9 protein-coding genes are annotated in these 13,202 nt (G+C 63.6%); 8 read left to right on the top strand and 1 reads right to left on the bottom strand.

Features of this window, described 5'->3' with window-relative positions; all coding sequences use genetic code 11:
* Positions 1–158: 158 nt before the first annotated feature.
* Positions 159–1,547 (bottom strand): M20/M25/M40 family metallo-hydrolase, encoded by a 1,389-nt coding sequence (locus tag ROSMUCSMR3_RS03870; protein ID WP_081506516.1) that lies wholly within the window; start codon positions 1,545–1,547, stop codon positions 159–161.
* Positions 1,548–1,778: 231 nt separating this feature from the next.
* Here ROSMUCSMR3_RS03870 and hemA point away from each other — a divergent pair, with 231 nt between their 5' ends.
* The 8 genes from hemA to hypF all read left to right on the top strand — a co-directional run bounded on the left by hemA (position 1,779) and on the right by hypF (position 13,078).
* The gene (gene hemA / locus ROSMUCSMR3_RS03865) at positions 1,779–3,008 is read left to right on the top strand and encodes a 5-aminolevulinate synthase (protein ID WP_081506515.1); all 1,230 of its coding nucleotides are present in this window, start codon (positions 1,779–1,781) and stop codon (positions 3,006–3,008) included.
* A gap of 114 nt (positions 3,009–3,122) precedes the next feature.
* The gene (locus ROSMUCSMR3_RS03860; protein ID WP_008282521.1) at positions 3,123–4,361 is read left to right on the top strand and encodes a helix-turn-helix domain-containing protein; all 1,239 of its coding nucleotides are present in this window, start codon (positions 3,123–3,125) and stop codon (positions 4,359–4,361) included.
* Positions 4,362–4,439: 78 nt separating this feature from the next.
* On the top strand, positions 4,440–5,567 hold the full coding sequence (gene ispG, locus ROSMUCSMR3_RS03855) for a flavodoxin-dependent (E)-4-hydroxy-3-methylbut-2-enyl-diphosphate synthase (protein ID WP_008282520.1): 1,128 nt from the start codon (positions 4,440–4,442) through the stop codon (positions 5,565–5,567).
* A 90-nt stretch (positions 5,568–5,657) separates the two neighbouring features.
* Positions 5,658–6,932 (top strand): phosphopyruvate hydratase, encoded by a 1,275-nt coding sequence (gene eno / locus ROSMUCSMR3_RS03850; protein WP_081506514.1) that lies wholly within the window; start codon positions 5,658–5,660, stop codon positions 6,930–6,932.
* A gap of 124 nt (positions 6,933–7,056) precedes the next feature.
* Positions 7,057–8,370, top strand: a complete 1,314-nt coding sequence (locus ROSMUCSMR3_RS03845) for a sensor histidine kinase (protein WP_081506513.1) — start codon at positions 7,057–7,059, stop codon at positions 8,368–8,370.
* Positions 8,367–9,359, top strand: coding sequence for a hydrogenase small subunit (locus ROSMUCSMR3_RS03840; protein ID WP_008282514.1), 993 nt, complete (start codon positions 8,367–8,369; stop codon positions 9,357–9,359). The genes ROSMUCSMR3_RS03845 and ROSMUCSMR3_RS03840 overlap by 4 nt, the downstream gene beginning before the upstream one ends.
* Positions 9,356–10,786 carry a nickel-dependent hydrogenase large subunit gene (locus ROSMUCSMR3_RS03835; protein ID WP_081506512.1) on the top strand — a complete coding sequence of 477 codons (1,431 nt, stop codon included), beginning with the start codon at positions 9,356–9,358 and terminating at the stop codon, positions 10,784–10,786. Before ROSMUCSMR3_RS03840 ends, ROSMUCSMR3_RS03835 begins: the two co-directional genes overlap by 4 nt.
* An 81-nt stretch (positions 10,787–10,867) precedes the next feature.
* Positions 10,868–13,078 (top strand): carbamoyltransferase HypF, encoded by a 2,211-nt coding sequence (gene hypF / locus ROSMUCSMR3_RS03830; RefSeq protein ID WP_081506511.1) that lies wholly within the window; start codon positions 10,868–10,870, stop codon positions 13,076–13,078.
* Positions 13,079–13,202: the final 124 nt, after the last annotated feature.

The raw sequence follows: 13,202 nt of genomic DNA, 5'->3' as shown, positions 1-13,202 counted from the left end.
CCCGCGGCCTAGCGATTTTGATGTGTAGCGCCTCACTGAGACGTCACTCGGACTTTGCTGACATAAAGTGGCATCCAGTTCTGTTGCTTCGCTAGTCCCCGGCCCAGAGATCGCGCGTCTCCTCAACGCAGACTATTGTCCCTTTCTGGCCACGCGTGTCACTTGGCCAGCGCGTCCAGAACCCGTGCCCAGCTTCGGATGCCTTTGTGGAAGCTCTGGACGTTGTATTTTTCGTTGGGGGAGTGAATGGCGTCATCTTCCTGGGCAAAGCCGATGAGCATGGCGTCAAGGCCGAGCACCTCTTTGAAAAAGCCCGCGATGGGGATCGAGCCGCCCATGCCGGTAAAGACCGCTTCGCGCGCCCATTCGTCTGAAAGGGCCTGACGGGCGGCTTCGAACTCGGGGCGGCTGATGTTCATCACGGCCGCGGGCGAGCCGTCGAGATCCTGATTCCATGTGATCTTGGCATCGGGCGAGAGGCGGTCTTCGACATGTTTGCGGACCTTTTGGCGCAGGCTGTCGGGGTCCATATCGCCGACAAGGCGGCAGGTCAGTTTGCAATGCGCCTCGGACGGGATCACGGTTTTTGTGCCGGCACCCTGATAGCCCCCCCAAAGCCCGTTGATTTCCAGCGTGGGCCGCGCCCATTGCTGAACGAGGGCGGAATAGCCCGCCTCACCATGGGCACGGGTCATGCCAACGGAAGAGAGATATTCGTGTTCGTCAAAACCGCAGCTTTCCCATTGGCGCAGCAGGTCTGCGGGCACCTCATGGACGCCCTCGTAGAAGCCTTCGACGGCGACGCGACCCGTGTCATCGTGGAAAGACGCGATGATGCGCGAGATTTCGCGCAGGGGGTTGAGGGCAGGGCCGCCGTAGTGACCGGAATGCAGGTCGATTCGCGGGCCGGTGATGGTAAATTCATCCTTGAGCATGCCGCGCAGTTGCGAGGCGATGGAGGGCACGCCGGGGGCGACCATGGAGGTGTCGCAGATCAGGGCCAAGTCGGCGGAAAGCTCTGCGGCATTCTCGCGCATGAAGGGGATGAGCGAGGGCGAGCCTGATTCCTCTTCACCCTCGAAAAAGAAGGTGATGCGGCAGGGGAGCGCGCCGGTCACGTCCTTATAGGCGCGGCAGGCCTCGACAAAGGTCATCAATTGGCCCTTGTCGTCGGAGGCGCCGCGTGCGCGGATCACTTTGCCGTGCGGCGTGTCCTGAAGTTCGGGGGCGAAGGGATCGGTGTGCCAGAGCGCCAGAGGATCAACCGGCTGTACGTCGTAATGCCCGTAAAAAAGCAGGTGCGGCCCAGAGCCATCCGCAGGCCCGTCAATATGGCCCACAACCATGGGGCGGCCCGGTGTGGCACGTTTTTCTGCTTTTACCCCAAGGCTTTGCAGGTCTGACACAAGCCAATCTGCGGCGGCTTCGCAATCGCCCGCATAGGCCGGATCGGTCGAGATGGAGGGGATTCGCAAGAGCCCGGTCAGCCGGTCGAGAGCGGCGGGCAATTGGTCGTCGATGCGGGAGAGAACGGCGGAAAGCGACATGGCGGGCCTTTGGGTTTGAGTATGATTGAGAATGAGGGTATCAGGCCGCGTGGCACTGTCCAGTCACTTGACCCAAGTCAAAGTGGGGGGCAGCGTCAATTTGTAACCTGTTGCGTGAGGGGAATGTATTTTATATCCATTCCAAATATTGAATAGGTGGCCCGGTTCGCCGCCCAAGACCCGAAGGACGGCTGGCCCCGTTTGCCGGTGACGATCAGGAAGGAAACGCCAGTGGATTACGAAGCCAAGCTGGATCAGGCGATCGACCGTTTGCATCAGGAAGGTCGCTATCGCACCTTTATCGACATCGAGCGGACGAAGGGCAATTTTCCCCATGCGGTGTGGCGCAAGCCCGATGGGGCCGAGCAGCCGATCACTGTGTGGTGTGGCAACGATTATCTGGGCATGGGGCAGCATCCGGTTGTCCTTGCGGCGATGCATGAGGCGATTGACGCCACGGGCGCAGGATCGGGCGGCACGCGCAATATTTCCGGCACGACGGTATATCACAAGCGGCTTGAGGCGGAATTGGCCGATCTGCATGGCAAGGAAGCGGCGCTGCTTTTTACCTCTGCCTATATCGCCAATGACGCGACGCTGAGCACGCTGCCCAAGCTCTTTCCGGGGCTGATCATTTATTCCGATGCGCTGAATCATGCCAGCATGATCGAAGGCGTGCGCCGCAATGGCGGGGCCAAGCGGATTTTCCGGCATAATGACGTCGCACATCTGCGCGAGCTGATGGCGGCGGATGATCCCGCCGCACCCAAGCTGATTGCCTTTGAGAGCGTCTATTCGATGGATGGCGATTTTGGCCCGATTGAAGCGATTTGCGATCTTGCGGATGAGTTCGGCGCGCTGACCTATATCGATGAGGTGCATGCGGTGGGCATGTATGGCGCGCGCGGGGCGGGGATTTGCGAGCGGGACCGGCTGATGCATCGGCTGGATATCATCAATGGCACCTTGGCCAAGGCCTATGGGGTGATGGGCGGCTATATCGCGGCAAGCGCCAAGATGTGCGACGCGGTTCGGTCCTATGCGCCGGGCTTCATTTTCTCGACCTCGCTGGCACCTGCGTTGGCGGCGGGGGCCAGTGCCTCGGTTGCATTTCTGAAGACGGCGGAGGGCGCGGCGCTGCGGGCGCAGCATCAGACTCAGGCGAAAATCCTCAAGACGCGGCTCAAGGCGATGGGCCTGCCAATGATCGATCATGGCAGCCATATCGTGCCGGTGATCGTGGGCGATCCGGTGCATACCAAGAAATTGAGCGACATGCTGCTTGAAGGCTATGGCATTTATGTGCAGCCGATCAATTTCCCGACCGTGCCGCGCGGCACCGAGCGGCTGAGGTTCACACCCTCGCCGGTGCATGGCCCCAAAGAGATGGATGCGCTGGTGCGCGCCATGGATGAGCTCTGGAGCCACTGTGCGCTGAATCGCGCCGAATTGGCGGGCTAACCTCTCTGCACGTGCATTATACCTTGCCTTGTGTTACGGTCTGAGAAAGAAAAGTTCAGAGCTCGAATCGGGACATTTGGGCAGCTGGGCAAGACACTCGAGAGGCAGGGGCGCATGATCGGGCGGCGATTTTCGCGGAAGGCCGAAGTAGAAGAGGTTGAAGCCCGAGGCTTTGACGCTTTTGAATTGCGCCTTGGCGATTTGATGCGCGGTGAGCGCGCGACGCTTGGAAAATCCCTACTGGATGTGGAACGTGAGCTGCGGATCAAGGCCAATTACGTGGCCGCGATTGAAAATTGTGATCCGTCCGCCTTTGATACCCCCGGTTTCATTCCCGGCTATGTCCGGTCCTATGCGCGCTATCTGGGTATGGACCCAGATCAGGCGTTCAAGGTGTTTTGCGACGAATCCGGGTTTTCGATTGCCCATGGGATGTCGGCAGAGGCGTCTTCGATCCGCAAGGCTGGCCCTGTCAAGCAGCGCAAGGCGGCGCTGCAAGATCCGTTGGTGTCGCCCAATACGCCATTCCTGCCTGCCTCAGAGAGTTTCCTGTCGCGGATCGAGCCGGGGGCGATTGGATCGGCGCTGGTGCTGGTCGTGCTGATCGGGGCGATTGGGTATGGCGGGTGGAGCGTATTGCGGCAGGTGCAGCAGGTGCAGCTTGCGCCGGTAGAGAATACACCAGTTGTCTTGGCCGATCTTGACCCGTTGAGCGGGGCTGCGGTGATTGCCGATGATCTGCCTCAGGGCGAGGAGGCCGCGTCGGGCGTGTTTCAGCCGCCGCGCGATGAACGGTTGAGCCGGCTGTACCGGCCCAAGGCGCTGGATGTGCCGGTTATGGTGGCGCGGGATGCGCCGATTTCCACGCTTGATCCGCGCGAAGTGGGCACGCTGAGCCCGGTCGCCCCAGAGGCGGATCGCGACAGTGGCATTGCGCTGGCCCTGCGCGAGGCACAAGACTTTGACGCGCCCGGCCCGAACCGGCCGCAGGTGGTGGCCGGAAATTTGGCAGAGGTCCAGGTAGTTGCGGTGCGCCCGGCCTGGGTGCGGGTGCGTGCCGCTGATGGCAGCGTGATCTTTGAGGGTATTCTGAACGCGGGTGATACCTATCCGGTGCCTGCGACGGAAGAACCGCCGACGCTGCGTGTGGGCGAATCGGGCGCGATTTATTTCGCCGTGAACGGGCAGCACTATGGGCCTGCGGGCACACGAGGGGCGGTCACTTCGGGGTTGGCGCTGACGGCAGAGGGGCTGACCGGGCGCTATGCCTTGGCCGATATCACAGCAGATCAGGATTTGATGCGGTATGTGGCCGAGGCGCAGATCGCGCCTGAGGCTGTTCCGCAGCAATAAGCGACACGCGATTGCCCCTGACCCCGGCACGGTTTATCGTGTGGGAAAGTCACCTTTAGACGAACGGGGCCCGACGCGATGTCGCTCAATCATATCCGCCCGTGGCGCAATATCTACCGCCGCAAATCCCGTCAGATCATGGTGGGCAATGTCCCTGTCGGGGGCGATGCGCCGATCACCGTGCAGACGATGACCAACACCCTGACCACCGATGTGGCGGGCACGGTGGCACAGGTGCAGGCGGCCGCCGATGCGGGTGCGGATATTGTCCGGGTCTCGGTGCCGGATGAGGCATCGGCGAAGGCGCTGAAAGATATCGTGCGCGAAAGCCCGGTGCCGATTGTGGCGGATATCCATTTCCACTATCGGCGCGGCATTGAGGCAGCCGAGGCGGGGGCCGCGTGCCTGCGGATCAATCCGGGCAATATCGGCGATGCGCGCCGCGTGCGCGAGGTGATCGCGGCAGCACGGGATCATGGCTGTTCGATGCGGATTGGCGTGAATGCCGGGTCGCTGGAAAAGCACCTTTTGGATAAATATGGCGAGCCGTGCCCCGATGCGATGGTCGAGTCCGGGTTGGAGCATATCCGTATTCTGCAAGACAATGATTTCCACGAGTTCAAGATCAGTGTGAAAGCGTCGGATGTGTTCATGGCCGCCGCCGCCTATCAGCAACTGGCCGAGGCCACGGACGCGCCCATTCACCTTGGCATCACCGAGGCGGGCGGCCTCATGTCGGGCACGATCAAGAGCGCGATTGGTCTGGGCAACCTGTTGTGGATGGGGATTGGCGATACGATCCGGGTTTCCCTGTCGGCTGATCCGGTGGAAGAGGTCAAGGTTGGCTATGAAATCCTGAAATCGCTGGGGCTGCGGCATCGGGGGGTGAATATCATCTCTTGCCCGTCCTGCGCGCGGCAGGGGTTTGACGTGATCAAGACGGTCGAGGCGCTGGAAAAGCGGCTGGAGCATATCAAGACGCCGATGAGCCTGAGCATCATCGGTTGCGTGGTCAATGGCCCCGGTGAGGCGCTGATGACCGATGTCGGCTTTACCGGCGGCGGGGCGGGCAATGGCATGGTCTATCTGGCGGGCAAGCAGAGCCACCGGATGGACAATGCCCAGATGATCGACCACATCGTCGAACAGGTCGAGCGGCGGGCCGCCGAGATTGACGCAGAGACAGCGGCGCAGGCGGCGGAGTAGGGGCGGGGTTTGCGGCTCTGCTGCGTTTGCAAAGCGTGGAAAACTTGCTAAGGCAGGCGCGAGCCAATTCCAGCAAAGGATTCCCCGCCCATGAGCAGTATCATCGACATTCACGCCCGCGAAATTCTGGACAGCCGGGGCAATCCGACGGTTGAGGTCGATGTGACGCTGGAGGATGGCACCATGGGCCGCGCAGCGGTGCCCTCGGGGGCGTCGACAGGCGCGCATGAGGCGGTCGAGCGGCGCGATGGTGACAAGGCCCGCTATATGGGCAAGGGCGTGCTGGAGGCCGTGGCCGCCGTAAACGGTGAGATCGCCGAGGCGCTGGCGGGTATGGATGCGACCGAGCAGGTTTCGCTCGATATGGCGATGATCGAGTTGGATGGCACGCCCAACAAGGCGCGTCTGGGGGCCAATGCGATTCTGGGCGTGAGCCTTGCCTGTGCCAAGGCGGCGGCGGATTTTTCCGGCCAACCCCTCTATCGCTATGTGGGGGGCACCTCGGCGCGGGTGCTGCCGGTGCCGATGATGAATATCATCAACGGCGGCGAGCATGCCGACAATCCGATCGACATTCAGGAGTTCATGATCCTGCCGGTGGCGGCTGAGAATATCCGCGATGCCGTGCGCATGGGGTCTGAGGTGTTCCACACGCTGAAGAAAGAGCTGTCGGCGGCGGGTCTGGCGACGGGTGTGGGCGATGAGGGCGGCTTTGCGCCCAACCTATCCTCGACGCGCGATGCGCTGGATTTCATTCTCAAGTCGATTGAGAAGGCGGGTTACCGCCCCGGTGAGGAGATTTACCTTGGTCTCGATTGCGCCGCGACGGAATATTACAAAGGTGGCAAATATGAAATTTCTGGCGAGGGTTTGAGCCTGAGTAGCGCTGAAAATGTTGCATATCTGCAAGCGCTTGTAGCGGATTACCCGATCATTTCCATCGAAGACGGCATGGCCGAGGACGATTGGGAGGGCTGGCGCGCGCTGACCGAGGCGCTGGGCGACAAGGTGCAGCTGGTGGGCGATGATCTTTTTGTCACCAATCCCGCACGTCTGGCCATGGGGATCGAGCGCGGGTGCGGCAATTCGATGCTGGTCAAGGTGAACCAGATCGGCACGCTGACCGAGACGCTGCAAGCGGTCGATATGGCGCATCGCGCGCGCATGACCAATGTGATGTCGCACCGCTCGGGCGAAACCGAGGATGCCACCATCGCCGATCTGGCTGTGGCCACCAATTGCGGGCAGATCAAGACTGGCAGTCTGGCGCGGTCGGACCGGCTGGCGAAATACAACCAGCTGATCCGGATCGAGGAAATGCTGGGCGAGACGGCGATTTATGCGGGGCGTTCGATCCTGAAATAAGCGCGCGTGGGGGGGCGGATTGTAAAATTCCGTTCCCCTCTGCGTGGCGCTTTTGTTTTTCCCGGATTGGTTTTAGGCTTGGTCAAGGCGCGCTGAGGCGTCTTGGCCCGGAGGCTGGTCTGGCATGGGAATCGATGATCTGCGCAAGGATTTGGGCGACCAGACCTGGGTTGATGTCTTGCGCGCCATGGACCGGACCTATGCGGAGCTGGTCGATTATCAGGAGCAGTTGGAGAGCCGCAATGCGGAGCTGACCAATCTGCGGCATTTCCTGTCCTCGATCATGGTGTCGATCAGTGATTATCTGGTGGTGGCTGACAAGCATGGCGCGATTGCCGATGCCAGCGCGTCATTTTGCAACCTTGTGGGGATCGAGGTGGCCGATCTGGTGGGGCGGCCCTTGCGCGACTTTGTGGCCGAGGCCGACACCGGGGGATTGAGTGCCGCGATGGCCGAAACGGTCGCCCTGCGCCGCACCCATACCCAGAGCGCGGATCTGATCACGCCCGATGGTTTGGAGCCGGTGGAGTTCAGCATCGCACCGCAGCTTGACCGCCGCCGCAAAAGCACGGGCGTTGTGCTGACGGGGCGGCCACTGGGGGCGCTCAAGCGGGCCTATGCAGAGCTTGAGCGCAGCCATGAGGCGCTGAAACAGACCCAAGGTCAGTTGGTGCGCAATGAAAAGATGGCCTCTCTGGGGCGGTTGCTGGCCGGGGTGGCGCATGAGCTGAACAACCCGATCAGTTTCGTCTATGCCAATACCCATACGCTGGAGAAGTACCTGACGCAGTTCGAGACCTATTTCGAGCGGGTTCAGGCGGGGGCGAGCCGCGAGGAATTGGTGGCGCTGCGCGAGGCGTTGAAGCTGGATCGCAATCTTAAGAACCTTGCGCATGTGGTGCAGGGCGCGCGCGATGGGGCCGAGCGGGTCCGCGATATTGTCGAGGATTTGCGCCGGCTGTCGGCGGATGGGGCGGGAGAGATGACCGATTTCGATCTGCTCGAGACAGCGCGCATCGCCGTCAACTGGATTGAGCGCGGCAGCAAATCCGATCTGCGGATCAGCTATGAGGGGCAGGCGCCCTGCATGGTGCGGGGGCGACCGGGGCATATCCAGCAGGTGTTGATGAACCTCGTGCAAAATGCGGTGGATGCGATGGACGGGATGGAGGCACCCGCGTTGCGGCTTGACCTGCGTGACGAGGGGGGGCGCGCGGTGCTCGAGATATCCGACACGGGGCCGGGGATTGCGGCGGCGGATGCGCAGGCGATTTTCGATCCGTTCTATACCACCAAGGAGGTGGGCAAGGGCACGGGGCTTGGCCTGTCAATCTCGCACAAGATTGTCGAGGAACATGGCGGCACGTTGGAACTGGTCGAGCGGGCCGGGCCGGGGGCCTGTTTCCGCCTGAGCCTGCCACGAGGAGGGGCGGCATGAATATTCTTTGGCTGCAATCGGGGGGCTGTGGGGGCTGCACTATGTCGCTTCTCTGTGCAGAGGACCCCAATGTGCTGGCTTTGCTGGCGGGGGCGGGATTGGAATTTCTGTGGCATCCGACACTGAGCGAGGCCACCGGCGCGCCGGTGCGGCGCATGTTGGAGGATATTCGCGAGGAGCGTCAAACGCTCGATATTCTCTGTGTTGAGGGATCTATTCTGCGGGGGCCCAATGGCACCGGGCGGTTTCACATGCTGGCGGGCACGGGGCGGTCGATGTTGGACTGGCTGCGGGATCTGGCACCGCGCGCGGGGCATGTGGTGGCGGTGGGCACCTGTGCCACCTATGGCGGCGTCACCTCGGCGGGTGAGAATCCTGCCGATGCGGTGGGCGTACAATATGACGGGGCGCATGTGGGCGGCGCGCTGGCGGCGGAGTTTCGGTCACGCTCGGGCCTGCCGGTGATCAATGTGGCGGGCTGCCCCACACATCCGGATTGGGTGACAGAGACGCTTTTGATGCTGGCAGCGGGCGAGATGCGGGCAGAGATGCTTGATGGTTATGGGCGGCCGCGTTTCTATGCGGATCATCTGGTGCATCATGCCTGTCCCAAGAATGAGTTTTATGAATACAAGGCCAGTGCGACGCATCTGTCGGAAATGGGCTGTATGATGGAGCATCTGGGCTGTGTCGGCACACAGGCGGTGGGGGATTGCAATATTCGCGGCTGGAATGGAGAGGGCAGTTGCACGCGGGCGGGCTATCCGTGCATCAACTGCACCGCGCCGGAATTCGAGGAACCGGGCCACGGCTTTGCCGAGACGCCGAAATTCGCAGGCATCCCGGTGGGCCTGCCGTCTGACATGCCAAAAGCCTGGTTCATGGCACTGGCGAGCCTGTCGAAGGCTGCGACCCCGCCGCGCATCGCGCGCAATGCGGTGGCCGACCGGATCACCGTGCCCCCCAGCCTCAAGAAACCCAAGCCATGAGCGACACGCAGCTTTTGGTTGGCCCGTTCAACCGGGTCGAGGGGGATCTGGAAATCCGGCTGGATGTGGCCGAGGGCCGGGTGCGGTCTGCGCAGGTGAATTCGCCGATGTTTCGCGGGTTCGAGCGGATGCTGTTGGGCAAGGGGGCAATGGATGCGCTGACCATCACGCCGCGCATTTGCGGGATCTGTTCCATCAGCCAATCGGCGGCGGCGGCACGGGCCTTGGCGCAGGCGGCGGGCGTGGTGCCGGCCCCTGAGGGCGAGAAGGTGGCGGCGCTTTTGCATATGGTCGAGAACCAGGCCGATCACATGACGCATTTCAACCTGTTCTTCATGCCCGATTTCGCGCGCAGCGTTTATGCTGGGCGGCGTTGGCATGCCCGCACCGTGGCGCGGTTCACGGCGATGCAAGGCTCGGCGCTGCATGGGGCGCTGGAGGCGCGGGCGCGGCTTTTGCATATCGTGGGCCTTTTGGGGGGCAAGTGGCCGCATACGCTGGCCATTCAGCCTGGAGGGGTCACGCGCGCGCCCTCCCTGCGCGACAAGCTGCGGATGCAGGCCAGTTTGCGGGCCTTTCGCGCCTATCTGGAAGCCGAGATGTTCGGCGCGCCGCTGGAGGCGTTCATCGCCTTGGAGAGTGTCGCTGCGCTGGAGGCGTGGGACACTGGGGATGTGGGGCTTTTCTTGGAGATTGCCGCCGACCTAGATCTGGCGGGGATGGGGCAGGGATCTGGGCGCTATCTGTCTTATGGCGCATATCCGAGTGGTGAAGGGCCGGTCTTTGCGCGCGGTATTTGGGCTGGGGGTGCGCTTGGGGTTCTGCAGACCGCGCAGATCACCGAGGATCTGAGCCATGCCTGGATGCTGGGCGAGGCGGTGCATCCGGAGGCGGGGCAGACCGTGCCCGACGAGGCGATGCGTGATCCCGGCTATAGCTGGTGCAAGGCCCCGCGACTGGGGGGCTTGGGCTATGAGACCGGCGCGCTGGCTCGGCAAGTGGTGGATGGGCATCCTTTGGCGCGGGCCATGGCGAGCGAGGGCGGGGTGCGGGCGCGGATCATCGGGCGGCTGTTGGAGATTGCGCGCACGCAGGTGGGGATGGAGGAGAGGCTGGCCGGGATTGATCCTGCAGCAAGGTTCATGGCCGACTGGGCCCCGCCGCGTGACGGGGTGGGGGAAGGTTTGGTAGAGGCGGCGCGCGGCGCGCTGGGCCATTGGTGCCGGATTGAAAAGGGGCGCATTGCATCTTGGCAGATCATCGCGCCGACCACATGGAATTTCAGCCCGCGCGATGCGGGCGGCGTGCCGGGGCCGCTTGAGGCGGCACTGGTCGGCGCAGAGGTGCAGCCGGGCGAGGAGACGCCGATTGCCGTGCAGCATATTGTGCGCAGTTTTGATCCCTGCATGGTTTGCACGGTGCATTGAGCGGGGCGTGGGGGCGCTGCCCCCGTCGCGCCGATGGCGCGACCCCCCCGAGGTATTTGAGGCCAGATGAAAGGCCGGGCTATGGATGAAGGCTGGCGTATCCGGGTGCGGGGGCAGGTGCAGGGTGTGGGATTTCGCCCCTATATCTGGCAGTTGGCGCGGCAAATGGGGCTGCGTGGCCGCGTGTTCAACGATCCTGAGGGGGTGTTGATCGAGGCGGCGGGCGAAGGTCTGACGGCATTCGTGGCGGCTATTCCCGCGCGCGCGCCGGTTTTGGCGCGGGTCGATGCGGTTTTGCACGAGGTGGCGGTGTTCGATCTGCCCGACGGGTTCGAGATTGCGCCAAGCCGGGGCGTGGGGGCCGAAACGCGGGTGACCCCCGATGCGGCGACGTGTCCCGACTGTGTGGCGGAGGTTTTCGCGCCGGGACGCAGGCAGGGCTATGCCTTTACCAATTGCACCCATTGCGGGCCGCGCTTCACCATTTTGCAGGGGCTGCCCTATGACCGGGCGCGCACCACGATGGCGGCGTTTCCGATGTGCGACGCCTGTCGCGCCGAATATGAAGACCCCGCCGACCGGCGGTTTCATGCGCAGCCCGTGGCCTGTCCTGAATGTGGCCCGAGGGTTTGGCTGGAGCCGGGGGGGGGCGATGCCGTTGCGGGGGCTGTGGCGGTACTGCGGGCGGGGGGGAGTATTGCGGTCAAGGGGTTGGGCGGGTTTCATCTGGCCTGTGATGCAGGGAGCGGCGAGGCCGTGGCGCGGTTGCGGGCGCGCAAGCGGCGACCGGGCAAGCCCTTTGCGCTGATGGGGACGTTGGCGATGATCCGGGCGGTCTGTGCCGTGTCAGAGGAGGAGGCGGCGCTTTTGCGCGACCCTGCGGCCCCGATTGTTTTGTTGCGCAAGAGGGCGGAGGTCTTGCCCGAGGCGGTGGCGCCGGGGCAGGCGGTGCTGGGTTGGATGCTGCCCTACACGCCGTTGCATCATCTGTTGATCGCGGAATTTGGCGGGCCTTTGGTGATGACCTCGGGCAATCTGTCGGGTGAGCCGCAGGTGATTGGCAACGAGGAGGCCCGCGAGACGCTGGGCGGTTTCGTGGATGCGTTTTTGATGCATGACCGCGCGATTGCCCGGCGGCTGGATGACAGCGTGGAGCGCGCCGCGCCGCCGATGGTGCTGCGCCGCGCGCGGGGGAGGGTGCCGGGCACGCTGCCCCTGCCTGTGGGGTTTGAGGGCGCGCCGCAGGTCCTGGCCTATGGCGGGCAGATGAAGGCCGCGCTCTGTTTGGTGAAAAGCGGTCAGGCGCTCTTGGGGCATCATCTGGGCGAGTTGGACGAGGCGCTGACATGGGAGGCGTTTCTGGCGGCGGAGGCCGATTATGCGGCGCTGTTCGATCATTGGCCTGACATTGTGGCCTGCGATCCGCACCCCGGATACCGCGCGACGCAGGCGGCCCATGCGCGAGGCGTGCCGGTGATCGAAGTGCAGCATCATCACGCGCATATGGCGGCCTGCATGGCCGAAAATGGTTGGCCCTTGGCGGCGGGCCGGGTGGCGGGGATCGTGCTGGACGGGGTGGGATTGGGGCCCGATGGCACGATCTGGGGCGGTGAGGTATTGCTGGGCGATTATCTGGGGTTTGAGCGGCGCGGCTGGTTGACCCCGGTCGCGATGCCGGGGGGCGACCGGGCAAGCCGCGAGCCATGGCGCGTTGCGCTGGCGCAGCTGGATGCGGCGGGGTTGGGGCATCTGGCCGATGAGCTGTTTGGCACACGGCCCTTGGCGGTGCTGCGGCAGGCGATACGGGCCGGGGTCAATGCGCCGCTGACCTCATCGGCGGGTCGGCTTTTTGATGCCTTTGCGGCGGTGCTTGGATTTGACGGCGCGCAAACCTATGAGGGCGAGGCCGCGATGGGGTTGGAGGCGCGGGCGCGCCCCGATGGGGTGGCCTATCCATTGGGCGGCACGCAGGGGAATATCGAGACCGCGCCGCTCTGGCGGGAATGGGCACGGGACCGTGACGCGGGGCTATCGGCGGAGGTGATGGCGGGGCGGTTTCATGCTGGGCTGGCGCGGGGATTTGCAGCCCGCGCGCGGGCGCTGGTCGAGGCGGGGGAGGCGGACGCTGTGGCGCTTTCGGGCGGGTGTTTTCAGAATGCGCTCTTGTTGGACTTGACCCTTGCGGCGTTGGGGGATGTGCCGGTGCTGATCCATCGCGGCACGCCTGCCAATGATGGCGGTCTGGCGCTGGGGCAGGCGGTGGTTGCGGCGGCGCGGGCGGTAAGCGGCTGACCGGCGGGGGCGGCAGGGCGGTTAGCGACTGGCCGGTGGAGACGCGACGCCTGTGCGCAAAACGCTGACAAGGCCATGATTTCATTTCAATTTATTATCGTGGCGGCAGAGGTGTCTTTTCTTG

It is taken from the genome of Roseovarius mucosus (assembly GCF_002080415.1).
Classification (GTDB): Bacteria; Pseudomonadota; Alphaproteobacteria; order Rhodobacterales; family Rhodobacteraceae; genus Roseovarius; species Roseovarius mucosus_A.
Note: the sequence above shows the minus strand (reverse complement) of the source record. Positions and strands in the feature narration are given on the sequence as shown.

Bases quoted from the DNA above. Each gene is read 5' to 3' on its own strand.
- ROSMUCSMR3_RS03870 (WP_081506516.1), bottom strand. From the start codon at position 1,547: ATGTCGCTTTCCGCCGTTCTCTCCCGCATCGACGACCAATTGCCCGCC.
- ROSMUCSMR3_RS03860 (WP_008282521.1), top strand. From the start codon at position 3,123: ATGATCGGGCGGCGATTTTCGCGGAAGGCCGAAGTAGAAGAGGTTGAA.
- ispG (WP_008282520.1), top strand. From the start codon at position 4,440: ATGTCGCTCAATCATATCCGCCCGTGGCGCAATATCTACCGCCGCAAA.
- eno (WP_081506514.1), top strand. From the start codon at position 5,658: ATGAGCAGTATCATCGACATTCACGCCCGCGAAATTCTGGACAGCCGG.
- ROSMUCSMR3_RS03845 (WP_081506513.1), top strand. From the start codon at position 7,057: ATGGGAATCGATGATCTGCGCAAGGATTTGGGCGACCAGACCTGGGTT.
- ROSMUCSMR3_RS03840 (WP_008282514.1), top strand. From the start codon at position 8,367: ATGAATATTCTTTGGCTGCAATCGGGGGGCTGTGGGGGCTGCACTATG.
- ROSMUCSMR3_RS03835 (WP_081506512.1), top strand. From the start codon at position 9,356: ATGAGCGACACGCAGCTTTTGGTTGGCCCGTTCAACCGGGTCGAGGGG.
- hypF (WP_081506511.1), top strand. From the start codon at position 10,868: ATGGATGAAGGCTGGCGTATCCGGGTGCGGGGGCAGGTGCAGGGTGTG.